At 67.7% G+C, this 22,758-nt stretch carries 17 protein-coding genes; 9 read left to right on the top strand and 8 right to left on the bottom strand.

Features of this window, described 5'->3' with window-relative positions; translation table 11 throughout:
• Nucleotides 1–26: 26 nt before the first annotated feature.
• Both RQG82_RS11010 and RQG82_RS11005 read right to left on the bottom strand, forming a co-directional pair.
• Nucleotides 27–1,406 carry an MFS transporter gene (locus RQG82_RS11010; protein ID WP_311259124.1) on the bottom strand — a complete coding sequence of 460 codons (1,380 nt, stop codon included), beginning with the start codon at nucleotides 1,404–1,406 and terminating at the stop codon, nucleotides 27–29.
• A gap of 38 nt (nucleotides 1,407–1,444) precedes the next feature.
• Nucleotides 1,445–1,708, bottom strand: coding sequence for a glutaredoxin domain-containing protein (locus tag RQG82_RS11005; protein ID WP_311259123.1), 264 nt, complete (start codon nucleotides 1,706–1,708; stop codon nucleotides 1,445–1,447).
• Between the two features lie 87 nt (nucleotides 1,709–1,795).
• Here RQG82_RS11005 and RQG82_RS11000 point away from each other — a divergent pair, with 87 nt between their 5' ends.
• Nucleotides 1,796–2,188 carry an SIP domain-containing protein gene (locus RQG82_RS11000; RefSeq protein WP_311259122.1) on the top strand — a complete coding sequence of 131 codons (393 nt, stop codon included), beginning with the start codon at nucleotides 1,796–1,798 and terminating at the stop codon, nucleotides 2,186–2,188.
• 30 nt (nucleotides 2,189–2,218) lie between these two features.
• Here RQG82_RS11000 and RQG82_RS10995 read toward each other — a convergent pair whose 3' ends face one another.
• The gene (locus RQG82_RS10995) at nucleotides 2,219–2,680 is read right to left on the bottom strand and encodes an adenylyltransferase/cytidyltransferase family protein (protein WP_311259121.1); all 462 of its coding nucleotides are present in this window, start codon (nucleotides 2,678–2,680) and stop codon (nucleotides 2,219–2,221) included.
• 135 nt (nucleotides 2,681–2,815) lie between these two features.
• On the opposite strand from RQG82_RS10995, the gene RQG82_RS10990 reads away from it, so the two are divergent.
• A complete protein-coding gene (locus RQG82_RS10990) occupies nucleotides 2,816–4,021 on the top strand; it encodes a glycosyltransferase (protein WP_396653606.1) in 1,206 nt (401 codons plus the stop codon).
• Nucleotides 4,022–4,033: 12 nt separating this feature from the next.
• On the opposite strand, the gene RQG82_RS10985 is transcribed toward RQG82_RS10990, so the two are convergent.
• Entirely contained in the window at nucleotides 4,034–6,187 is a 2,154-nt protein-coding gene (locus RQG82_RS10985; RefSeq protein ID WP_311259119.1) for a glycosyltransferase, read from the bottom strand.
• A 202-nt stretch (nucleotides 6,188–6,389) separates the two neighbouring features.
• Between RQG82_RS10985 and RQG82_RS10980 the strand changes: the two genes are divergently transcribed.
• The 7 genes from RQG82_RS10980 (at nucleotide 6,390) to RQG82_RS10950 (ending at nucleotide 16,121) form a co-directional block, all read left to right on the top strand.
• The gene (locus tag RQG82_RS10980; protein ID WP_311259118.1) at nucleotides 6,390–7,370 is read left to right on the top strand and encodes a glycosyltransferase family A protein; all 981 of its coding nucleotides are present in this window, start codon (nucleotides 6,390–6,392) and stop codon (nucleotides 7,368–7,370) included.
• 63 nt (nucleotides 7,371–7,433) lie between these two features.
• The gene (locus RQG82_RS10975; RefSeq protein WP_311259117.1) at nucleotides 7,434–8,162 is read left to right on the top strand and encodes a CDP-alcohol phosphatidyltransferase family protein; all 729 of its coding nucleotides are present in this window, start codon (nucleotides 7,434–7,436) and stop codon (nucleotides 8,160–8,162) included.
• 1 nt (nucleotide 8,163) lies between these two features.
• Nucleotides 8,164–9,159 (top strand): glycosyltransferase family 2 protein, encoded by a 996-nt coding sequence (locus RQG82_RS10970; protein WP_311259116.1) that lies wholly within the window; start codon nucleotides 8,164–8,166, stop codon nucleotides 9,157–9,159.
• The gene (locus RQG82_RS10965) at nucleotides 9,156–9,824 is read left to right on the top strand and encodes a hypothetical protein (protein ID WP_311259115.1); all 669 of its coding nucleotides are present in this window, start codon (nucleotides 9,156–9,158) and stop codon (nucleotides 9,822–9,824) included. Before RQG82_RS10970 ends, RQG82_RS10965 begins: the two co-directional genes overlap by 4 nt.
• A gap of 176 nt (nucleotides 9,825–10,000) precedes the next feature.
• Entirely contained in the window at nucleotides 10,001–13,663 is a 3,663-nt protein-coding gene (locus RQG82_RS10960; protein WP_311259114.1) for a PKD domain-containing protein, read from the top strand.
• Between the two features lie 26 nt (nucleotides 13,664–13,689).
• Nucleotides 13,690–14,778 (top strand): glycosyltransferase, encoded by a 1,089-nt coding sequence (locus RQG82_RS10955; RefSeq protein ID WP_311259113.1) that lies wholly within the window; start codon nucleotides 13,690–13,692, stop codon nucleotides 14,776–14,778.
• Nucleotides 14,775–16,121 carry an oligosaccharide flippase family protein gene (locus tag RQG82_RS10950; RefSeq protein WP_311259112.1) on the top strand — a complete coding sequence of 449 codons (1,347 nt, stop codon included), beginning with the start codon at nucleotides 14,775–14,777 and terminating at the stop codon, nucleotides 16,119–16,121. The genes RQG82_RS10955 and RQG82_RS10950 overlap by 4 nt, the downstream gene beginning before the upstream one ends.
• Before the next feature lie 40 nt (nucleotides 16,122–16,161).
• On the opposite strand, the gene RQG82_RS10945 is transcribed toward RQG82_RS10950, so the two are convergent.
• The 4 genes from RQG82_RS10945 to RQG82_RS10930 all read right to left on the bottom strand — a co-directional run bounded on the left by RQG82_RS10945 (nucleotide 16,162) and on the right by RQG82_RS10930 (nucleotide 22,697).
• A complete protein-coding gene (locus tag RQG82_RS10945; protein ID WP_311259111.1) occupies nucleotides 16,162–17,187 on the bottom strand; it encodes an acyltransferase family protein in 1,026 nt (341 codons plus the stop codon).
• Between the two features lie 8 nt (nucleotides 17,188–17,195).
• Nucleotides 17,196–18,461 (bottom strand): hypothetical protein, encoded by a 1,266-nt coding sequence (locus RQG82_RS10940; RefSeq protein ID WP_311259110.1) that lies wholly within the window; start codon nucleotides 18,459–18,461, stop codon nucleotides 17,196–17,198.
• Nucleotides 18,462–18,605: 144 nt separating this feature from the next.
• Nucleotides 18,606–21,023, bottom strand: a complete 2,418-nt coding sequence (locus RQG82_RS10935; protein WP_311259109.1) for a right-handed parallel beta-helix repeat-containing protein — start codon at nucleotides 21,021–21,023, stop codon at nucleotides 18,606–18,608.
• Nucleotides 21,024–21,281: 258 nt separating this feature from the next.
• Complete coding sequence (locus tag RQG82_RS10930; RefSeq protein ID WP_311259108.1) at nucleotides 21,282–22,697, bottom strand: polysaccharide biosynthesis tyrosine autokinase; 1,416 nt, start codon at nucleotides 22,695–22,697, stop codon at nucleotides 21,282–21,284.
• Nucleotides 22,698–22,758: the final 61 nt, after the last annotated feature.

The raw sequence follows: 22,758 nt of genomic DNA, 5'->3' as shown, positions 1-22,758 counted from the left end.
GTCCCAGCTTATGTCGCGCACTCCGGTCAGGTGTCGATGTCGGCGCGGCGCAGGCGGTAGCGGTGAAGCGTGAGCAGGCTCGCCGCCATCAGCAGGGCGGGCAGGATGCTGAACGCGAGCACGATGCCCGTGATCGCGGCGTCCGGCTGCTGCGCGGTCGTGCCGGCGACGCTCGAGACGTATCCCGTCGCGGCCAGCGTGAGCGAGACCGCGCTCGCTCCGAGCGCGAACCCGACGGTCTCTCCTGCCGTCCAGACGCCCGTGAAGGTGCCGGCCTGGCCTCTTCCGGTGCGGCGCTCGTCGTGCGAGATGACATCGGGCAGCATCGCCATCGGCAGTGACTGCAGCCCGGCGTAGGCGATGCCCGCCACCGCGATCGAGCCGTACATCCAGGCGCCCGGCGTCCAGACCGCCACGACGAGCGAGGCGGCGGCGATCAGGAAGATGATGCTCGCGAGGGCGAACGCCCGCTCCTTGCCCAGGTGGCGGGCGACGACCGTCCAGCCCGGGGTCGCGAGCAGGGCGGGCCCGACGAGCGCCAGAAAGACGAGTGTGACGGCGTCTTCCGAGCGCAGCACCCACGTGGCGACGTACTGCGCACCGGCGAGCATCGTCCCGGTGGCGAGCGCCTGCAGCAGGAACGTGCCGAGGAGGGCGCGGAACGGCTGACTGCGCCGAAGAGTGCGCACGCCGGCGGCATACTGCTCGCGGAGTCCCGTCGGAGCGACCGCCATCGGGCGTTCGTCCGCGGCCATGCGACGGGCGGCGGCATCCGCCGTCCGCGACGCGATGAGCATGCCGACGCCGATGACCACGCCTGCGACCACGCCCATCAGCAGGTATCCCGTGACGGGGTCGGCGGTGGCGCCCCTCAGCTCGGGGCCGCCGGCGCCGAAGAGCAGGATGGCTGCGGTGAGCACGACGACGCGCCAGCCGAGCAGTCGGGTGCGCTCGTCGTAACCCGAGGTCAGTTCGGCGGGCAGAGCGACGTACGGCACCTGGAACAGGCTGAAGGACGTCGCGGTGGCGAGGAACGCGAGGAGCACGCAGACGGCGCCGGCGGCAGGCCCCCATGACGGGGGGACCGCGAAGGTGAGCGCGAAGAACACCGGAAGGGTGAGGGCGCCTGCGACCATGAAACCTCGACGCGAGCCCGTCCTCGCGTACTGGCGGTCGGAAGCCGCGCCGATCACCGGGTCGATGATCACGTCCCAGACCTTCGCGCCGGTGACGATGAGGCCGGCGGTGAGCGCGGCGACACCGAGGTTGTCGGTGAGGAAGTACGTCAGCACCAACCCGGGGAGGGTCGCATACCCGCCTGTGCCGAGCGAGCCGATCGCGTAGAGGGCGACCGTGCGGACGGACAGGCGGACGGATGCTGATTCGGGCCGAGCCGCGGTGCTCATCGCGCCAGTGTATCGGTGCGCGAAGAGCCCGCTTCAGGTCAGATGAGCGAGAGCTCCCGGAGCTTCGACTCGACGTCGGCGTTCGACGGCTCGACGTGGTGCGAGGAGTCGGGGTAGAGCACGACGGGGATGTTCGTGCGGCCCGAGATCTCCTTCGCGATGTCGGCTGCCGACGGGTCGACGACGAGGTCGACGTAGGTGTACTCCACGCCGAGGGAGTCGAGCTGCTTCTTGGTGCGGATGCAGTCGCGGCACCAGTCGGCGCCGAACACGGTGAGGGCGGAGTCTGCAGGAGAAGTCATGTATCCAGCGTAGAGCCGTCTGGCTGGGCGGGCGCCGAGACGATCGACCCTTGCCTACTAAGGGTACCCTTACCTATAGTGGGTGCCATGACCAACGCCTGCGAGCATCTCGAAGACCCCGACTGGGAGAACATCGAGGGGGTCGTGCTCATCGCCGGTGACTCGACCGACGCCGGCGCCATCGCCGCGATCGCAGCGCGACTGCCCTGGGATGCCGAAGGGGTCATCCTTCTCGAGGCGGCGGCGCGCATCCAATTCCGCCACATCGACGTGCCCGAAGGTGTGTCGGTGCGCTGGCTGCTGCGCGGCGACGGCATCCGTCAGCATGCGAAGGGCGAGCGCCTCGCGAACGCCGTGCACTCCTGGTGCGTCGAGTGGACGTGCGCGGAGCCCGCGCTGCAGTGGACGGTGTGGCTCGGCGCGCACACACCGCCGCACGTGGCGCGGATGGCGCGCAGCCTGCTCGGCGTCGCCAACTGACACCGCGGGCGCGGGGTCAGCGGGCGCGATTCAGCGGGCCGCGAGAACCTGAGCGCCGCCGATGGTGGCGCCTGCGCTGATCGCATCGAGCGCACGGCGAAGCGACGAACTCGACGTGTGCGCCGTGTACGGGAAGTACACGACCTCGACACCCACCTCGGAGAACTCGCGTTCGAGCCGCAGGCCCTTATCGGTGCCGCGCCAGTCGTCGCCCTTGAAGAAGTGCGTGAACTGCACCTCGCGCCACGAATCCATCTTCGACGGAGTGGTCTCGACGTAGACGTCGTCGACGAACGAGATGTGACGGACGATCTCCGCCCGCTCAGCGGTCGGGATGACGGGCTCGATGCCCTTCACCTGCCGCAGCATCTCATCGCTGACGACACCGGCGACGAGAACGTCGCAGTGCTGCTTGGCGTGACGAAGAAGGTTGAGATGCCCGACGTGAAACAGGTCGAAAGCACCCACGGCATAGCCGATGCGCGTCCCCATGATCTCCCCAGATCAGTAAATTCCCCAGAGGCGGATCCCCATCCGCCCAGCGACTCCCACAGCCGCATCAGGTCACTCTAGCAGGTCGCCGTTTCCCCATGCATAGGAACACATGGAACTATGGAGTCCGCAGTGATGCTGGCACAGGGGAGGGGGCGCACAGTGGGGACATCGGTCACCGTCATCGTGCCGACCTTCAACGAGCGTGAGAACGTCGCTGAACTCGTGGCCCGCACCGCCGTCGCGCTCGCCGCGTACGACGCGGAGATCCTCTTCGTCGACGACAGCACCGACAGCACGGCCGCCGAGATCGAGCGCGTGGCCGCCGACGCTCCGCTGCCGGTCAGGGTCATCCACCGCACCGACAACACCGGCGGGCTCGGGGGAGCGGTCGTCGTGGGGCTCGAGGCCGCAGCATCCGATCTCTGCATCGTCATGGACGGCGATCTGCAGCATCCGCCCGAACTGCTTCCTGCTCTGCTGCGCCGGCACGACGACGGCGATGCCGATGTCGTGGCCGCCTCGCGCTACATCGGCGGAGGCGACATGAGCGGTCTCGGCACTGCCGTGCGGTTCGGAGTGTCGCGGTCGGCCACCTGGCTGACGCGCGCGATGTTCCCGATCCGTCTCGCCCACAGCACCGATCCGATGACCGGCTTCTTCCTGGTCGACCGCACGCGCCTCGACCTCTCCGCCCTCAAGCCGCAGGGCTTCAAGATCCTCCTCGAGATCCTCGCTCGCACCGATCTGCGTATCGCCGAAGTGCCGATGGAGTTCGGCGAGCGCCGCCACGGAACCTCCAAGGCGAGCCTGCGTCAGGGGGCGACCTTCGTCGCGCACCTCGCCAGACTGCGATTCGGCAAGATGTCGCTGTTCGCGATGATCGGTGTGATCGGAGCGGTCGCCAACCTCGGCATCATGTGGCTGCTGACGCTGGCAGGCGTTCCCTATATCTGGGCGGCGATCATCGGCGCCGAGGTCACCATCATCGGCAACTTCATCCTGCAGGAGCGGTTCGTCTTCGCCGATATGCGCACCGATGCGCGCGGGCTGGGCGGTCGCTTCGCCGCGTCGTTCACGTTCAACAACGTCGAGGCCGCGCTGCGGATCCCGGTGATGGCACTGATGGTCGAGACCTGGCACATCTCGAGCGTTCTCGCGACGGGGCTGTCGCTCATCGTCGCGTTCTTCGCTCGTTTCCTCTTCCACTCGCTGGTCGTCTACGCGCCGCATCGGCGGGCGAAGGCGGATACGACGACGGGCGAGCCGAAGCCCGACACCGCGACGCTGCGCATCATCCGGGCGATCGACGCCGAGGCGATGAAGCCCGGCGAGCTCTGAGCCTCGCGTCTCCTAGTCGGTCGAGCCGTGCGCGAGAGCGATGGCGCGACGGAAGGCGGCGAGGTGCTTGTCTCGGGAGACAGACCATTCGCGTGCGGAGAGGTCGGGTCTCGTCGTGCGCGACGCGGCAGACCCGAGCGCGTTGCTCAGGGTCTCGGCGGTGAGGGCGCCGTCGAACAGCAGCACCCATCCGGAGCCGACCTCCGCGGCCAGCGCCCGGTTGACCTCGTTGTCCGGCACGAGCACCGGTCGGTCGACGGAGAGCGCGGCGAGTGCGGTTCCGCTGTTGTGCATGTGGCGGTAAGGCAGGACGATGAGCTCCGCATCGGTCATCGCGTGGACGAGCTCCTCGTCATCGAGGAATCGAGGGTCCATCGTGACCCGGCGATCTCCTCCTGCGGCCTCCTGCAGGGCCTCGACGAGGTCGTCGGTCGAGGGCTTGCCGGCGACATGCAGGGACGCGGTCGGATCCTCGATGCCCCTGAAGGCGCCGACGAGGTCCTCGACGCCCTTGTAGCGGCGGATCAGGCCGACGTACCCGATGCGCCCGGGGGTGGCCGCGCCGCCGGCGAACGGGGCGAACCAGTCACGATAGTGACCGTGTTCGATCGTCGTCCCTGGAATGCCCTCGCGAGGGGGAGTCTGCTCATTCAGGCGGATATCGAACGTCGTCAGGCGATCGATCCGCTCGAGGACGCGATGGTCGAAGGCGTTGATGTTCGTCGGTCGCTCGAGGTTGTGCACCGTGCGGACGAGGGGCACGCGGGTGAGTCGCCAGCGCAGCAGGAGCAGCGACGTCACCGTGCGTCGCACGGTCCGGCCGCGCCAGTTGTGGCCGCCGACGAGCAGTTCGGGCCAGTGCAGGTGCACGACGTCGTATCGACCGAACAGCGCCGCTCGGGGGCTGTAGGGGGTGACGTCCGCCTGCTCGTTCAGTGAGCGGAACAGCTGCGTGATGTAGGGGTTCGTCGTGCTCTTGGGGAGTCGATACGACGCGAGGATGCGCATCCGACGGGTGCCACGAGGGGGCCGCGACGGGGACTCCTGAGACTCGATGGCGCGTCGGTACCACTCCGAGACGAGACCGGGAAGGCGCGAGATCGACCAGCGGTCGGTCGGGCTGCCGCCCTCGGCGGCCGCCTCGCGGAGTTTCGCGGCGAGGTTGCCCACGACATCGCCTTCGAGCGACGCGACGTGTCCGTTCGTGCCGGCCAGCGCCGGCGGACCGCCGAGCGGGAGGCACACCACGGGGCAGCCGATCGTGCTGGCCTCTGCGACGACCCACCCCGCCTGGTCGCGCATCGACGGGAAGAGGAAGACCTCTGCGTGAGCGATGGCGTCGAGCACCTCGTCGCGTGGCCGATGGCCGAGAAAGCGGACGCGGTCGTCGAGTCCGAGACGGTGCACGCGGGCGCGGAGCCGCTTCTCTTCGTAGCCGTCCCCGTAGAGGTCGAGCGTCCAGTCATCGGTGCGGGCTATCGCATCGATCGCCATCGCCGCGCCCTTGAGGGCGATGAGTCGGCCGGCGAAGACGGCCCGCCGCGGTGTGATGTCGTCGGCCCGCGGGGGCAGCCCGTCGAGGGTCGCGTTCGGTTCCACGACGACGTCGGACAGCCGAGAGAAGTGGTCTGCACCCTGCTGGTTCTGGGCGACCACCAGTGCTGCGCGACGCGCGACGCGATCGCCGACGAACCGGCGCACGACCGCCGTGAAGGAACCGCGCACGATCTCCGTCGCCGTCCCGCGCAGTCCCAGCCAGCGGGAGAGCTTCAGTGCGGGGGGAGTGCTCGCACCGCCGACCGGACCCCAGACCAGCGGAACGCCGTTGAGCGCGGTCAAGCCGCACGGCATCCAGTCGTTCGCGAAGGACACGTGGTGGGCGACGTCGAAGCGGATCTCCCGGTGCAGGCGTCGAGCCGTGCGCCCCAGAGCGCGCTGCCATGCGGCGTAGTACCAGTAGAGGTCCCATGAGTGCCGCTTGAATCTCATGACCTTCGGCGACAGGTCGAGGTAGGTCACATGCAGTCGCTCGGCGAGCGCGGGGTCGTCAGCGAGGGCGGTCTCGATGGCGTCGCGGAACCGGTGCCGGGTGATCACCCACACGTCGTGGTCGCGGGTCGCGGCGCGCGCAAGCTCCCAGCCGGCGCGGGCCTCAGGCTCAGACACGGGGCCGCAGGCGTAACCGCCGATGAGAACGCGTGGGCGCCGCGGCGCATCCGAACGAACTTCCGAATCCATCCCGCTCCCCCTACGTCAGTGCCTCTGGGCTCGCCGACTCCTCAGGCGTGCGAACCTGTTGAATACTAAGTCATACAGGTTGTCTGCGAGAGTTTCTTCGCTTACGCGCGGCACCGGATGGGGGAATCGGATGGGGAACGGCGCCGGACGCGACGAGGACGGGGTGTCACTCGCTCTCTGCATCCCGACCTTTCGGAGGCAACGCGATCTCGCCCGACTCCTCGACGCGCTTCCGACGGTCATCGACGCCGCCAGGGCCGACGGACTGCTCGGCGAGGTCGCGGTGATCGTCGTGGACAACGACTCGACAGCGAGCGCCGAGCAGACGGCGCGATCGTCGGCGATGGCTGTGCGCTACGTCGTCGAACCCGAGCGTGGAGTGGTCGCCGTGCGCAATCGCGCGCTCGACGAGGCGAACGGACACGACATCGTCGTCTTCATCGACGATGATGAGACCCCGGCCGACGCGCACTGGCTCGCCCACCTCCTCGCTGCGCGAAGGGACTTCGAGGCGACCGTGGTGGCGGGTCCTGTGCGCACCGTCGCGGAGGAATCGCTCGACCCGTGGATCATCGCCGGTGGATTCTTCGCGAGGGCTCACCGGTCCGGCCTGATCACGGGACACCGCATCACCCGAGCGGCCACGAACAACCTGCTCCTCGATCTCCGGTTCGTCGAGGCGTCCGGCATCCGGTTCGATCCGCGGTTCGGTCGCACCGGCGGAGAGGACTCGCTCTTCACCTCGCAGCTCCACGCCGCCGGTGCGCACATGGTGTGGTGCGCTGAGGCGGCCGTGCTCGATCACCTTCCGGTCGAGCGCCGGACCCGCGCGCACGCGGTCGATCGCGCGCGGGGGATGGCCAACGCGGGAGTGCGGGTGGCGCTCGCGCTGGCCGACTCCCCTGCAGAGAGGGCCGTGGTCCGGGCGAGGGCGCTCGCCGCGGGCTCGGTGCGGTGGATCGGCGGAGTCGCGCGCGGCGCGGCGGGCGCCGTCACGAGGTCTGATGCACTCGGTGCCACCGGCGCGAGGGAGCGCGCGCGAGGACGGGGCGGCTTCTCGGGTGCGTGGAATCGCACCCGAGACCTATACGGTGGGGGCGGGATCCGATAAAGCCGGGGGTCGGCACGGATGCGGAGATCGAGAGATCCCGCGGACACAGGGAGTGTGGGGCGGATGCAGGGGCAGACGGTGACTTATCGCGAGGCGTTCGCGACTCTGAAGTCAGCGCAGAAGGGCCACGCGAGGGGTGCGCCCGCGTACTCCGTGTACGTCAATCGCCGCATCGGCCGCGTCTTCGCCGCCTTCGCGTACATACGCGGGTGGACTCCGAACCAGGTGACCGCGATCAGCGCGGTGCACACGTTCGTCGGGATCGCGTTGATCATCGCACTGCCGCCGTCCTGGTGGTCCGGTCTCCTGATCGCGGCGCTGCTCCTCTGCGGGTACGCATGGGACTCGGCCGACGGCCAGGTCGCCCGCCTGCGCGGTGGAGGCAGCGCCGCGGGGGAGTGGCTCGACCACTTCGTCGATGCGGCCAAGCTCTCGGTGCTCCACCTCGCTGTGCTCGTCGGGCTGTGGATGCACACCCCGCTGCGCGACACCGCTTGGCTGCTGGTGCCGCTCGCGTTCTCGGCGATCTCCACCGTCACGTTCTTCGGGATGCTGCTGAACGATCTGCTCAAGGCGTCGCGCAGCGCGGCATCCACGCACTCCCGCGGCGGAGGCACGCTTCTGCGCTCGACGATCCTGCTGCCCACGGACTTCGGCGTCGTCTGTCTCGTGTTCGTGCTGTGGGGCTGGACCACCGGATTCATCGTCGTCTATGCGCTCCTCGCCGCGGCCGCCCTGGCGTTCCTCGCCCTGGCGTCCGTTCGCTGGTTCCGAGAGATGAAGACCCTCTGACATGACCGCGCCCCTGGCGATCGTCGTCGTCAACTACGCCTCATCGGCGCTGTTGGCGCAGAACCTCGTACGCACGGTCGACGACGTGAGACCGGCGCACGTCGTCGTCGTCGACAACATGTCGTCCGCAGCCGAACGCGCCACGGTCCGCGCACTCGCGGACGAAGCGGGGTGGACCTTGGTGGAGACCGAGGCGAACCTCGGCTTCGGCGGCGGCATGAACCTGGGAGCGGCACGCGCCTTGGAGCTGGGTGCCGAGGACCTCCTGCTGCTCAATCCCGACGCCACCATCACTGCGGATGCCGTCCGCACTCTGCAGGAGCGCGCGGAAGAGTCGCGGATGGCCGCGCTCGCCCCCCGTGTGGTCGACGGGTCGGGGAGGGTGTGGTTCGACGGAGCGGACGTCTACCTCTCGGACGGGAAGACGATGGGCGTGCGACGTCGCGGCACGCGCCCCGGCGAGCAGCGCTGGGAATGGGTGTCCGGGGCCTGCCTGCTCGTCCCCGACGAGCTCTGGCGCAGGACTGGGGGTTTCGACGAGGACTACTTCCTGTACTGGGAGGACGTCGACTACTCGCGTCGGGTCGTCGCCGCGGGCGGAACGCTGCAGGTCGTCGGTGAGGTCTCCGCCGTGCACGATGAGGGCGGTACACAGGGCCGAGGCCCGATGGAGCGCGCGAAGTCCGAGACCTATTACTACTACAACATCCGGAACCGGTTGATGTTCGCGGTCAAGCACCTGGACGACGAGGGTGTGCAGCGGTGGCGGCGAGGTGCCTGGGCGTCGGCGCGGGAGGTTCTCCTCCGCGGCGGTCGCCGCCAGTTCCTCTCGCCATGGAGACCGCTGCGCGCGGCATATCGCGGAGTGAGAGACGGGCGCCGGCTGTCCGTAACGAATCGGCGCAGCCTGCGTCCGCTCAGCCCGGAACAGGACGGCCGCCGGTACAGTTCGAACAGCGACGTCACCGCGGTGGATGACGGGCAGGGAGAATCGTGACGGACGAAGAGAGTTCCCAGGGCCTGCCCAGGAGCCGTCGTTGGTGGTGGATCGGCGGTGCCGCGGCCCTGGCGATCGTCGTGATCATCGCCGTCGGCATCGCGAACGGATGGGGCACCGGAGCACCCGAGACCGAGGGGGACGGCCCGAGCCCCACGGCGAGCGGATCGGCTTCCCCTGCACCCTCGGGGTCGCCGTCGCCTGCCGAGTCGTCCACGACTCCGCCCGAGGAGGAGGGTGAGGACGCTCCTCCGGCAGCGGAGCCTCGCGTCACCGCGGCTCCCGTCGGCCTGGATCAGCCTGCCCAGCCCGCGGAAGGGGTGCGCGTCTCGCTCGCTTCCATCGTCGCCATCTCAGGACAGGCATCGGTGCCGGGTGAGGTCGAAGGACCCGCACTCCAGATCACGGTCGACGTCGCGAACCTGTCCGACTCTGAGGCGCTCACCGACACGATGATCGTCAACGTCTACTACGGCCCCGAGCGCACGCCGGCGAACATCCTCGTCCGCCCGCGGGAAGACCTGCCGCTGCAGATCCCGGCCGGCGAGACCGCGAAGGGGGTGTACGCCTTCAGCGTCCCCGAGGCCGCGCGCGGCCAGGTGGTCGTCGAAGTCGATCTCTCCGTCGACCTCCCGGTCGTGCTCTTCGAGGGCGCCGTCTCCTGACATCCGATCGAGGCCCCGCCGAGATCTCGACGGGGCCTCGCGCATACGCCGATATATTTGTTCTTTACAAGAGGGCCCCCTGGCCTTAGTATCAAGGAGCTACACCGTTGGGGAACGGTGTGCTTCTTACTGGGGATTGGCCGCTCAGCGGCCTCATGGCAATTGGGGATATGTCCATGCGTGCGAACACGCCGTTCTGGAAGTCATTGGCAGCTGTGGTCGTCGCGGCCTTCATCGGGACGCTGCTCGCAGTGGTCCCAGTCGCCGCGAACGCCGCCTCATGGGAGGATCAGCTTCCCAGAGAGGACTGGCCGGAGCCCGTGTCGGCCGACGCGCTGCCGACCGTTCAGATCGGCAACGGCGTCATCTGGAGCGTCGAGGTCTCGGGCAACACCGGCTTCGCCGTCGGCGAGTTCACCACGGCGCGGCCCGCAGGCGCGGCGCCCGGTGTCAACGAGCAGCCGCGCGGCAACTTCCTGGCCTTCAACGTGGCCACAGGTGAGCTGCTCCCATTCGCGCCCACCTTCAACGCGGCCGTCAAGGACGTCGCCGTCACACCCGACGGCTCCAAGCTCGTCGTGGTCGGCAACTTCACGCAGGTGAGCGGGCAGACGCGCAACCGAATCGCGGTCTTCGACCTGGCCACGGGCCAGCTCGCGCCGCTGTCGAAGACGCCCGATCTGAACGGGCCGGCCTCCTCGGTCGCCCTGACGAACACCATCGCCTACGTCGGTGGATACTTCAGCGCCGTCAACGGCGAGAGCAGTGCGCGCCTCGGCGCGATCCGACTCACCAACGGCAACATCGTCGCCGGCTTCCGGACCCGCTTCAATGACGCAGACGGCGTCCGCCAGCCGACGATCCCCGACAATCAGGTGCTCGCGCTGGCTGTGAACAACGAAGGCACCAAGCTCATGGCGGCCGGAAACTTCACGCGAGCCGCCTTCGCGAACGGCGCGGGAGGCACGGCGTACACGACCTCGAACGGGCGTGACGGCAACTCGCAGGGCTACGGCATCGCGATGTTCGACACCGCGGATGGCTCGAAGGCGCTCACCCTCAACGCGAACAGCGCGGTGCGCAACGCTGGCGGCAACGCGTGGATCTTCTCTCTCACCTCCGACAGTGAATACGCGTACGGCACCGGCGGCCACTGGGGCTCTGCCGGCACCATCGAGGGTGCGTTCTCCATCGACTGGGCGAACGGCAACCTCAACTGGATCGAGGACTGCCACGGCGACAGCTACGACATCGCCTCGGTGGGCGAACTCGTATACACCGCGTCGCACAGCCACTACTGCGGCAACTCCGGCGGCTTCTCGCAGGTCGACCAGGGCGGCTGGACGTTCTACCACTCCACTGCGTGGAGCAAGGAGATCGCCGGCACCAACACCGCCGACCCGTACGGCTACCCCGACCACCCCGGCACCGCCCACCCGCAGCTGACGTACTGGTTCCCGTACACGCCCTCCGGCACGTACACCGGGAAGAACCAGGCCGTCTGGTCGGTCGACGGCAACGAGCAGTACGTCGTCTACGGCGGCGAGTTCACCTCCGTGAACGGCGGGTCCCAGCAGGGCCTGGTCCGCTACACGGTGAAGTCGAACGCGCCGAACAAGCAGGGCCCGCGCCCGTCGCAGGAGCAGGAGCGTCAGGCGCACGACAACGGCCAGACGTTCAGCGCCTGGTGGGCCCCGAAGGTGAACTCGTCGATCCCCGGTGTCCTCAGGGCTTCGTTTCCGACGATCTTCGACCGCGACGACACGGACCTGACGTACCGTCTCTACCTCGACTCGGAGAACGCGGCAGGGCTCGTCAAGGAGTTCGCACTCGACACCCCGTTCTGGCAGTACCAGAACCTCACCGCGAGCATCACCGGTCTCGCCCCCGGCTCCGCACACCAGCTGCGAGCCGTGGTGAGCGACCCGTACGGCAACACGTTCAAGTCCGATTGGGTCGGCGCGACCGTGGCTGCGGGCACCGCATCGCCGTACCTGCAGAACGTGGCGGGCGACGACATCGCGCACCTGTGGCGCCTCGGCGAGGACAGCGGCGTCTCTGCCGACCTCGTCGGGGGATCGAACCTGAACCTCGTGGGACGGATGACGCGCGGCCAGACCGGCGCGATCTCGGGCGACACCGACAAGGCGATCGCCTTCAACACGAGCAGCTTCGCGAACCAGAACAACGGCAACGGATACTCCACAGTGGCCGAGCAGGGGTCGAACACGTTCACGGTCGAGGCGTGGTTCCGCACGACGTCGACGAGCGGTGGAAAGATCATCGGCTTCGGCAACGCACAGACCGGCAACTCCGGTTCGTACGACCGACAGGTGTACATGAACAACTCGGGTCAGCTGTACTTCGGCGTCTACCCGGGTGACACCCGCACCGTCAACACGTCGCAGTCCTACCGCGACGGAGAATGGCACCACGTGGTCGCAAGCCTCGGCGCGGACGGCATGAAGCTCTACGTCGACGGCGACCTGAAGGCCGAGCGGGCGGACACGACTTCCGGGCAGTCGTACCAGGGCTACTGGAGGGTCGGCAACGACAACCTGAGCGGATGGCCGGGCGCTCCGTCGAGCGTGCAGTTCGAGGGCTCTCTCGACGAGGTGGCCGTGTACAACGAGGTGCTGTCCGCACAGCGGGTCTCGTCCCACTACACCGTGGGCACGACCGGCACGCTTCCGAATGTCGCTCCGACGGCCGCGATCGACGCACCCGTGGTGAACGGTCTCGATGTCGCGTTCAACGGCGGGGGCACGGACACCGACGGCACGATCGCGTCGTACAGCTGGGACTTCGGCGACGGCACGTCCGGAACCGGAGCCGCGGTCTCGAAGACCTACGCCGCCGCCGGCACGTACACCGTGAAGCTCACGGTGACGGACGACGACGGGGCCACGGCGCAGGCCACCACCGAGGTGACCGTCGCGCCGATCCCGAATCAGGCGCCGACGGCGCAGTTCGCGGCGCCGGCGATCGACTCGCTGTCCATCGCGGTCGACGGCAGCACATCGACGGATCCCGACGGGACCATCGCCGGCTACGCCTGGAACTTCGGTGACGGCGCAACCGCGTCGACGGCGACGGCCACGCACACATATGCGACGGCCGGCACCTACACGGTGACCCTGACGGTGACGGACGACGACGGGGCGACGGCGGAGAAGACGGCTCAGGTCACGGTCGCGAAGGCGGTCGTCGGACTCATCGCCTCCGACACCTTCGACCGGACCGTGGCGAACGCCTGGGGCACGGCGGATCTCGGCGGGGCGTGGACGCTCCGCGGAACCGCCAGTCGGTTCTCTGTCACGGGCGGGCTGGGCAAGATCGCTCTCCCCGCATCCGCAGCGAACACCCTGTACGCCGATCTCAACGGAGTCAGCAGCGCGAACACCCGGATCGACGCGGTGTTCAGCGTCGACTCGCTCGTAGAGGGACAGTACGTCGCGGTCACGGGACGACGCGTCGGCACGACGAACTACATCGCCCGGCTGCGGCTGCAGGCGGACGGCGGGGTCAAGCTGTATCTTCTCCAGGACGGCGCGACCGCGATCGCTCCGACCCTCCAGGTGCCGATCACCATCGTGCCGGGCGAGAAGTATGTGCTGAGCATGGAGGTCACGGGGACCAACCCGACGACCGTCAAGGCGAAGGTGTGGAAGCAGTCCGAGACCGAGCCGGCAGCATGGCAGCGAGAGGGTACCAACGCTCTCGCCGCACTGCAGGTGCCCGGCGCGGTATCGGTATTCACCTACCTGCCGAGCACGCCCACCGGCGGTGGAGTATCGTTCGATTCGATCACCGTCAAGGACCCGACCGCAGCGCAGTGACGACCGAAGGGCTCGAGAAGCAGGCCATGCGACCCGTCACGCACGTACAACTGTATGACGTGGCTCGCACGGCCCACTTCGAACGGATCGTGCGGTCGGATGCAGCAACCACCGTCCTCTACGCTGAGCGTCGCTACGACTTCGATGCAGCCCTGGCGGCTCGGGTCGGAGCCCGTAGAGCGGGGGTCTTGGGAGCCTTCTGGTTCACCCTGCGTCATGACGTCGGAGTCCTCGAAGTCGCGGAGCCGCTCTTGGTGAGAGCGGCTCCACGATCGCTCGCTGCGATCTGGGGAGCTCGACTCCGCTCCGGTATCCGTCGGACGGAGCTCGCCGTGGTCACATACGCGATCGAGAACAAGGATCCGCGGGACGGGATCCGGGTGCTCCCGCTTCGAGCCCGTCTCAAGCTGCGGGCGCAGCATCTGCTCGTGCGGCCGGTATGGGCGTCGCTCGATCGCGTGGCCTTCGGAACCTCTCAGGCACAGGACCTGTATGCGCGCCTTCTCGGCGGCGGACGTGCCGTTCAGCGTCTCTTCCCGGCTCTGCCGGTGGCCGAGGACGGCGCCGACGATGTGCAGGTGCGCGAACCGGTGGTGACCTTCCTCGGAGAGTTCTCCGAGCGCAAGGGCTTCCCGCACCTGCTCAGGGTCTGGCCGTCGGTCAAGATGGCGTGCCCAGAGGCGCGTCTGGTTCTCATCGGCAAAGGAGAGGGCACCACGGAGGCGAAGGAGCTCGCCGCTCGTGATCCTGCCGTGCGTGTCGAGATCGATCCCCCGCGAACACTGATCTTCGAGTCGCTGCGTGCGACGAAGGTGCTGGCCCTGCTCTCTCAGCCTCGGCCCCGGTGGCGCGAGCAGGTCGGCCTGCCGATCGTGGAGGCTCTCGGGAACGGATGTCTCGTGGTCACATCGTCGGAGTCCGGCCTCGCTCCGTGGCTCGACGAGCACGGACATGAGGTCGTCGAGGAACCGGCCGATGTCGAGGCCTTCAGTGTCGCGCTCATCGCATCGCTGAGAAGCCGTCGCGCGCCGGCCGATGTGATCGCGGACCTCCCGACGAAGGATGGACGCGCCGAGGCCGAGCGCTGGATCGTCACCGCGGAGGTCGACGCATGAGCATGTGGCGCAACGTCGGATCTGCTGCGGTCGTGAAGGTCGGGGTCATGGGGCTCACCGGGCTCGTCGGCCTCATCACGAGCCGGATGATCATCCAGAAATTCGGAATCGAGGCGTACGCGCAGTACGGTCTGCTGGCGAGCCTCCCGACTCTGCTGCCGTTCGCAGACCTCGGCCTGGCCGCAGTCGTCATCAACGCCGTCGCGGAATCCGAGGACCCTCGCCGTGATCCGAAGATGCGCCGTGCGCTGCTCAGCACCGTCCGACTGCTGCTCATCGCGGCCGCAGTCATCGTCGCCGTCGCCTTCCTGCTCACGCTTCTCGACGCGTGGCCGGTCATCCTCGGAGAGGGGCTCATGCCCGAGGGCAACCTCGTGGCGGGGGCTTGCCTCGCGCTCTTCGGCATCAGCCTCCCGCTGACGCTCGGGCCCCGCATCCTCATCGGGCTGGGGCGCAACACCACCCAGATCGCGACGCAGGTGATCACCGCTCCGCTCATCTTCGTGCTGATCGGCGCCTGCGTCATCTTCGGAGTGCAGGCCGACCAGTACCTCGCGGTCGCGGCCTACCTCGCTTCCACGGTGGTCGCGATGATCGCGCTCGCGATCGCTGCGCGACTGATATCCCCGCAGCTGGGAACCCTGGCCCGCGAGGTGCTGCACGTACGCAAGGCGCCGGGCGTCTCCGTGATCAACATGGCCTGGCCGATGCTCGTGCAGCTTCTCGCCCTGCCGATCGCGATGCAGACAGGGCGCATCATGGTCAGTCATCTCGGCGGCGTCTCCGAACTGGCGGAATACAACCTCGGATATCAGATCTTCGGAATCGCCCTGCAGACCATCTCTGCAGCAGGCGTGGCGCTGTGGCCGATATTCGCCCGGGCGCGCGCGGCGGGTCGCGTCGAGAGCCCGTGGGTTCCCACCTTCTGGTTCCTCGGCGGAGGTCTCGCGATCGCGGGATCGATGGCCGCGATCGCACCCTGGCTCGCCTCGACCATCTCCGATGGTGCGCTCGAGCTGACATGGCCGCTGATCATCACCTTCGTCGTGTTCGTGACGCTTCAGTCGGCCAAGTACCCGGTCGGAATGTACATGACCGATCTCGCGGGTCTTCGCTTCCAGGTTCTGCCGACGATCATCATGATCCCGATCGCGCTGGGTGGGTCGTGGCTCCTCATCCCGGTGCTCGGCGCCGCGGGCAATCTCATTGCCGTCTCGTTCGCGGTGGCTGTGTGCCAGGTCATCCCGAATCTGATCTACGTGCGCCTGGACGTGCGCCGGCGACGCCTCGAGGCCCAGGTTCCGGCCGAAGCCGAAGCCGAAGCCGACGCCGCGGTTCGCTGACGCCTCGCTCGATCGGTCAGTGCGGCCGGCGAGTCCGCTCTCAGCGGGCGCCGACTCCGCGGTCAGCGGCAGAGGCGAACCAGCGGGGCTGCTCGTACGCATAGCGCAGCACCCGGTTGCGCGCGAACGCGCGGCTGAGGCCGAGCGAGGCCGCGATGGCGACGGCGGCGAGCACCGGAGGCAGCACGACGCCCAGGACAGCCAGGTCGGGAAGCGGAACGATCTTCGACAGCACCCACACCACGATGAGGATGATCGTCGTGTGGGTGAGATACACCGGCAGAGTGCGCGTGCCGAGATATCGCGGACCGGGGATGCGGGCAAGGACCCGACTCACCGCGACACCGGCGAACACGCCGACGACGCAGCACAGGAAGTAGTACCCGGGAAACGCCCTGAACCCCAGAGCGGTGCCGGCGAGGGCCAGCATGCTCCAGACGACGAAGACCGATGCGAGGATCGCGGGGCGTGCGGAGGTGCTCCACCTGATGATGTGGTCGCGCAGGAGGATGCCGCCGAGGAAGAAGAAGAAGTACTTGGCGCTGCCCACCCATCCGGCATTCCCGACGAAGAGGTCAGACAGTGCGATGAAGGAGAGGACACCGCTCACACCGAGCTGGACCGGTGCGGGCAGCCTGTGGATCAGTTTCGCGACGACGAAGAAGATGGCCAGCGCCCAGATGAACCACAGCTCGAAGCGGGGCAGGAAAGGCGCCCAGAGGATGTCCTTGAGTTGGCCGAGGTAGTTGCCCTCGGCGCCCTGGAGGTTGAGCCCCAGCATGAAGGAGAACGTGGCGATGACACTCCAGATAGCGAAGACCCAGACGAACAGGGAGACCTTCGAGCGCCACAGGTCGCGCCAGCTCGCGCGCATCCACTTCACCGCGAAGAGTCCCGACATCGTGAAGAAGAGAGGCAGGCGGATCGATGCGATCGTCTCGTCGAAGAAGTCCCAGCCGGCGACGCCGAATCCTGCCTCGCCCAGCCAGTTCGTGGAGTGGAAGAGAACGACGAGGGCGATGGCGAGGCCTCTCCCCGAGTCGACCCAGTCGATTCGTGGCTTCACGCTCTGATTCATGGGGCGACGACCTCTCGCCTGGTGGCGGTGGCAGTGGCGGTGAACGGGACTATGACGTTCAGGTCCGCACGCGCTCGAGTGAAGGAGTAGCTCGCGTATGCGATCCCGAGCGACAGCGTCAGCGGCCACAGGCGCAGAGCCGAGTCGAACGGGCTGAAGGGCAGATCCCACAATGCGCGGAGCACGAGGTACACGAGCACCGGCGTGAGCGCGCCCGCCACGTAACCGCGCTTGATCGCTGTGCCGAGCAGGATGAGGATCGCGACCACTAGAGCCGTGCCGGCGAGGCCGAACCAGATCCAGAAGTCGCCGATCACGGAGTGGACCTCGATGCCTGTCCCGAACATGAACCGCTCGACGTAGCCGTTGTTCGGGTCGTAGCCGATGCCCGCCATCGCGGACTTCGCTGTCTGGACGTCGTCGTAGCTCGCTTTGATGCCAGAGCCGAGACCCCACGGGTAGCGGGCTATGAGGGCCATGCTCGCCGCGAGCTCGGGTCGTCCTCCCACCACCACGCTTCCGCCGCGTTCGATCTGCTCGGCGGTGCGCGCTTGCGTCACTTCGCCGAAATACCCCTCGAGGATCGCGGCCTGCAGGAGCATCGCGATGGCTGCGCCCGCCGCCGCCAGGGAGATCACGCCGCCCCAGCCCCGCGCTCGTCGGGAGCCGACCACCGACAGTCGCTGCCAGATGAGCACGACTGCGGTGAGGAGCAGGAACGCGGAGTTCGATCGTGAGTCGTTGAGAAGGCCGACCACGGCGAGGGCGCCGATCACGGAGAGAGTGAGGATGAGCCGGTCGGTGAGGGAGCAGAGCGTCAGGACGAGCACGCCGAGCGGGATGGACAGCGTGAACCGCCAGAAGTTCGGATCATCGCTGACGTGCAGCGGTATCGACGCCGCGAGGCCGAGCGCGAAGGCGACCGAGGTCTTGGCGAGGGAGGTCACCCGATGGGCCCACACGAGAAATCCGACGACCGCTGCCAGCTGGACGATGGCTACCGTGCGGGAAGCCAGGTCGTAACTCAGCTGCGTGTGATCGACGGAGCTGACCATCGTGAGCACGGCGCCGCTCAGGGCGGCGATGATCGTCAGTCCTCCGATCACCCTGATCCACCGGCTCCGCAGAGCTGAGCCGAACCACAGCGGGGAGAGCGCTGCTGCCGCGGCACCTCCGGCGGTGAGCGCGAACTGCAGATCGACGCGCATCGCGATGAGGACGGTCACCCCCATCGCCAGTGCCTGGGCCGCGGGTGACTTCATCTCGTTGCGCAGGACGAGCCGGGGGGAAGGAAGTGAGACGGGTGCAGACGACACCGGTACCGACCTCCCACCGCCCCAGCAGTCCCACGCGGTGTGCGTGGCCAATGAAGCCTATCAACCGCGGCCGAGGACCGCGGCGCTCGGTCAGCCGACCGCAACGATCCTTCCGATGGGAAGTCCGACGACGGCCCCGATCGTCGTGGCGATGGTCGACGGGACCGGGGTGGCGATCTTCGTGGCGACGGCGAGCGCCGACGAGGTGAGCTGCAGCGACGACGACAAAGGGCTCGTTCCCTGCATCAGCACGGACTTCGCGTCACCGCCCGTGTGGGCACGGAACTCGTCGAGCGTCTTGAAGCTGCGCGTTCCCGCGCTGCCGTTCGCCCAGCAGGCGAAGTTGCTCGGTGCCGTCGCACTCGCACGGTGGTAGATGTTGGAGTCCATCGTGACCTTGAAGTCGTTTCCGAACCAGCGTTCAGTGGTGTCCTGGCTGAGGATCGGACATGACCCTCCGCCATACGAGATCACGTTGTTCTTGACGGTGATGTTCTTCACGACCCACGGAATCCGGCTGACCAGTGAAGAGTCCGTCTGGCGGCGCTCATCCTGCATGAACCAGATGCTGCGTGCATTCGCCGAGAAGGTGTTGTTCCACACCTGCACGTTTCCCGCGTTGTAGATCATGAGCGCCGTGTGACCGGCATTCGTGAAGGTGTTGTCCGCGATCACGGCCTTGTCGCTGGCCTCGTACAGAAGTCCGTAGCGTCCGTTGCCGGAGATCTTGTTGCCGACGATGGTGGTGTTGTACGCCGACATGTCGAACCACAGCCCGGAGGTCGCGTTGTCGGAGATCGAGTTGTCCTCGATGACCACATCGGCGGACGCCGTGATCTTCATGCCACCAGACACGGGCGCGGGCTTGAAGCGCTCCGTGTTGTTCTCGGTGATGAGCGACTTCTTCACGGACAGGCGGTCGGCCTTGTTCGCGCCGATGCCCATCAGGCCGTTGCGGGTGACCGTGAGGTTGCGGAACTGATGGTCCGCAGCCCAGGCGTAGAGGCCGACCGAGGAGTTCTGGGTGATGACGAGGTTCTCGAGCGTGATCTTGGGGACCTCAGCAGTGACGGCGCCCATCTGGTACACCGACGTGGCGTAGTTGCGGACGCCGATGCCGCGCACCGTCGACCCGGTGCCGGCGATGGTCATCGCCTTCTGCAGCGTGCTCGCCCGCACGGTCTTGCCCGTCGGGTCGGACCCGAGGATCAGCCGCTTCTGGGCGGTATCGACGAAGAAGGTGCCGGCCGACACCTGTGCGGCGCTGCCGACCTGACGCTGGGCGGCGCCATTGATCCACACCTGATCGGGATACCCCGCGTAGGGGTTGGTCGAGTCGGTCCATCGGGACGTCTCGTCCTTGCCCTTGCTGAAGGATACCCGCTTGTCGAACATGTGGTTCCAGCCGCTGACTGCCCAGGTCGCGCCCGACTTCTGCCACCCGGTCACGCTCGAGCTTCCGTCCAGCCAGACAGCCTCGCCCGGATACGGCTGGACGGTCAGCTTCTTGTTGAGAGGAATGGTGACCGTCTCGTGATAGTTGCCGGCGCGGAGCACCAGCGTCGATCCGGACGGAGCCTTCGCAATCGCGTGAGCCAGGCTGCCGAAGGGAGCGTTGGCCGTGCCGGTTCCTGTCGTCGATCCGGAGGGTTTCACGTAGAGCGCGTTGCTGGGGACCGTGTACTTCGTCGTTCCCACAGCCGCGGATCCCGCCGACGCCGATGCAGGTGCCGGAGCAGGCGCGGGTGCGGGTGCCGGAGCGGGTGCGGGTGCCGGAGCGGGTGCGGGTGCCGGAGCGGGCGCGGGTGCCGGAGCGGGCGCGGGTGCCGGAGCGGGCGCGGGTGCCGGAGCAGGTGCCGGGGCAGGTGCGGGAGCGGGCGTTGTCGCTCGAACGGCTGTGAAGTCGTCGACTCGGAGGTCGAGTGCGGCCGTGCCCGACGAGAGATATGCACCCACACCGGCGGCACCGGCGCTGGTGATCCTCTGTGCCGTGCGGTCGGTCTGCTTCAGCTGCCAGTCCGGCGTGGTGGTGCCGACTTTCCAGGCACGGGCGGCCAGAGCGACCTCCGCGTCACCCGTCGCAGTGAACTCGATCGTGAAGCGATCGGATGCCGTCGCGTCGCGGATCACGACGGTGTCGGCGACGAGGACCGTCTCTTTGGCGGTGCTGCCGTCATACCGGCTGATCGTCATGGAGACCCGGCCGGAAGGGGCGATGCGCGCCCTCGCCTGGTACGAGTGCCCGTCCGCCGCGCGGAGCACGGCCGAGGTGGTCACTCCGTTGCCCGCCTGGGGGAGCGCTGAGGGCCAGAACGAGAATTTCACTGTCGAATCGCGTTCGGACGCAGCGACGAGGGTGTTGACCGCGTACGACGAGGGCTTGAGCCTGAAGGCTCCCGTCCCCGAGGAGGCACTGAGCAGCGGGCTGTTGTTGCTTGACCAGGCGCCGCCGGTCGGCGCCGAGCCCCAGCTGCCCGTGGTGGCGCGTTCGAATTGATCCTCGGCCAAGGCTCCGGACGCTGCCTGAGCCGGAGCTGCCGAGACGAAGGTTCCGCTTACGCAGACGGCTAACGCGAGGGCGGTTGCGGTGATGATTCGTGTGACGGGTCGAAAAAGGGGATTCGTATGGGTAGAAGAAAGCATAAAATTCCTGAGCAGTTCCAGATCGGGTCCCCCTGCCGCGACCGAACCTAGCATCCTGCCCGGCGAAGCTTCCTGGGTGTCGGCTCAACATACCCTGGGTGTTGCCTGAACAGAAGAGATATATCAGCGATTGTCGCGTGAGCGTCCTCGAAGGCGGATCTTGCTCCTCAGGCCGTCAGCCTGAGTGGTGGCGCGGGCGCCGTAATTGCCGACGCCGTAGCGGCTCACCCCGCGTCGAGGAACCCGGGTGAGGACTGCACCCAGGAGGTTCAGACCGCCCACCGCTGCCGTGTTGACGACCTTCTCGAGATTGTGGGCGCGGGTCTTGTCGTAGAGGACCGCGAGCAACGCGCCGTCTGTCTGATTGCCGAGCCAGGTGGCGTCGGTCACCGCCAGCAGAGGAGCGCAGTCGACGATGATGAAATCGAACTCTCCGCGGGCTTCTTCGAGCAGATCGGTCATGCGCTGGCTTGTCAGCAGCTGGCTCGGGTTCGGTGCGTCGGCACCGCTGGTCAGAACGCGGAGCCCGTCAGCACCCCAGTCCTGCGCTGCTTCGGCGAGCGTGGTCTCTCCGATCAGGACGTTGGTGAGACCGACACCTCCGTCGAGCTGCGTGTACTCGGCCAGCGAGGGGCTGCGCAGATCTGCGTCGATGAGGAGGACGCTGCGGGAGGACTCGGCGATCATGATGCCGAGGGCGATCACGAGCGAGCTCTTCGCCTCTCCCGAGGCGGCAGAGGTGACGACGAGCGACTTCATGCCGCCGTCGACCTTCAAGAAGTTCAGGTTCGCCGCGACCGCTCGCACGGATTCGGCCTCGATGCCGAGGCGATCCCGGAGCACGACGGCGGGCAACTGCACGCCTCGTCGCGTCTCTACGACCTCGCCGAGAACGGGGATGCTGGTCAGGCGGCCGACGTCGGCCCTGCTGCGGACGGTCTGCCACGCGAAGGCGCGCAAGACGCTGAAAGCGACGCCCAGCGCGAGCCCGATGACGCCGCCGAGAAGCACGAAGTTTCGTGTGCTCGGGGCGAAGGGGAACCGGGGTTCGTCGGCGCCCTGGATCACCGTGAGCCGAACGGTCGGCTGGCCGTCGGCCTGCGGTGCCACGTCTCGAGAGACGACGGTGGCCAGGCTGTCCATGACGGCCTCGGTGATCTTCGCGGCGAGACGTGGCGATGCGCTGGTTGCGCTCACCTCGATCACGACGGAGTTGAGAGGGGAGGAGGCGCTGATCGTGCTGGCGAGAGCCCGAGGGGTCGTATCGAGGTCGAGCTCGTCGATCACGGGCTGGAGCACCAGCTCGGAGCGGGCGAGGAGCACGTAGGTGGCCACGAGGTTCTGCACATAGGCGCTGCCCTGCACGAGCTCGGAGGTGCTCTCACCGCGGTCGCTCGTCACGAGCAGCGACCCGGTCGAACGATAGGTGTCCGGAGTCAGCTTCGCGTACCCGAAGCCACCTGCTGCGCCGAGCGCTGCCAGTATCACGACGACCAGCCAGCTGCGGCCGATGGCACGCAGGTAGTCACCGACCGTCATAACCCCTCCAAAGCGGGCCGACTATGATGGCCCCTTGTCCCCTAGCGAAAAGTCTAGCCGA

Origin of the sequence: Microbacterium sp. WCS2018Hpa-9, from assembly GCF_031843745.1 — a bacterium.
In the GTDB taxonomy this organism is placed as follows: Bacteria; Actinomycetota; Actinomycetes; order Actinomycetales; family Microbacteriaceae; genus Microbacterium.
The sequence above is the reverse complement of the archived record's forward strand: the minus strand, read 5'-3'. Positions and strand labels throughout refer to the sequence as shown.

Bases quoted from the DNA above. Each gene is read 5' to 3' on its own strand.
- RQG82_RS11010 (WP_311259124.1), bottom strand. From the start codon at position 1,406: ATGAGCACCGCGGCTCGGCCCGAATCAGCATCCGTCCGCCTGTCCGTC.
- RQG82_RS11005 (WP_311259123.1), bottom strand. From the start codon at position 1,708: ATGACTTCTCCTGCAGACTCCGCCCTCACCGTGTTCGGCGCCGACTGG.
- RQG82_RS11000 (WP_311259122.1), top strand. From the start codon at position 1,796: ATGACCAACGCCTGCGAGCATCTCGAAGACCCCGACTGGGAGAACATC.
- RQG82_RS10995 (WP_311259121.1), bottom strand. From the start codon at position 2,680: ATGGGGACGCGCATCGGCTATGCCGTGGGTGCTTTCGACCTGTTTCAC.
- RQG82_RS10990 (WP_396653606.1), top strand. From the start codon at position 2,816: ATGCTGGCACAGGGGAGGGGGCGCACAGTGGGGACATCGGTCACCGTC.
- RQG82_RS10980 (WP_311259118.1), top strand. From the start codon at position 6,390: ATGGGGAACGGCGCCGGACGCGACGAGGACGGGGTGTCACTCGCTCTC.
- RQG82_RS10975 (WP_311259117.1), top strand. From the start codon at position 7,434: ATGCAGGGGCAGACGGTGACTTATCGCGAGGCGTTCGCGACTCTGAAG.
- RQG82_RS10970 (WP_311259116.1), top strand. From the start codon at position 8,164: ATGACCGCGCCCCTGGCGATCGTCGTCGTCAACTACGCCTCATCGGCG.
- RQG82_RS10960 (WP_311259114.1), top strand. From the start codon at position 10,001: ATGCGTGCGAACACGCCGTTCTGGAAGTCATTGGCAGCTGTGGTCGTC.
- RQG82_RS10955 (WP_311259113.1), top strand. From the start codon at position 13,690: ATGCGACCCGTCACGCACGTACAACTGTATGACGTGGCTCGCACGGCC.
- RQG82_RS10950 (WP_311259112.1), top strand. From the start codon at position 14,775: ATGAGCATGTGGCGCAACGTCGGATCTGCTGCGGTCGTGAAGGTCGGG.
- RQG82_RS10940 (WP_311259110.1), bottom strand. From the start codon at position 18,461: ATGAAGTCACCCGCGGCCCAGGCACTGGCGATGGGGGTGACCGTCCTC.
- RQG82_RS10930 (WP_311259108.1), bottom strand. From the start codon at position 22,697: ATGACGGTCGGTGACTACCTGCGTGCCATCGGCCGCAGCTGGCTGGTC.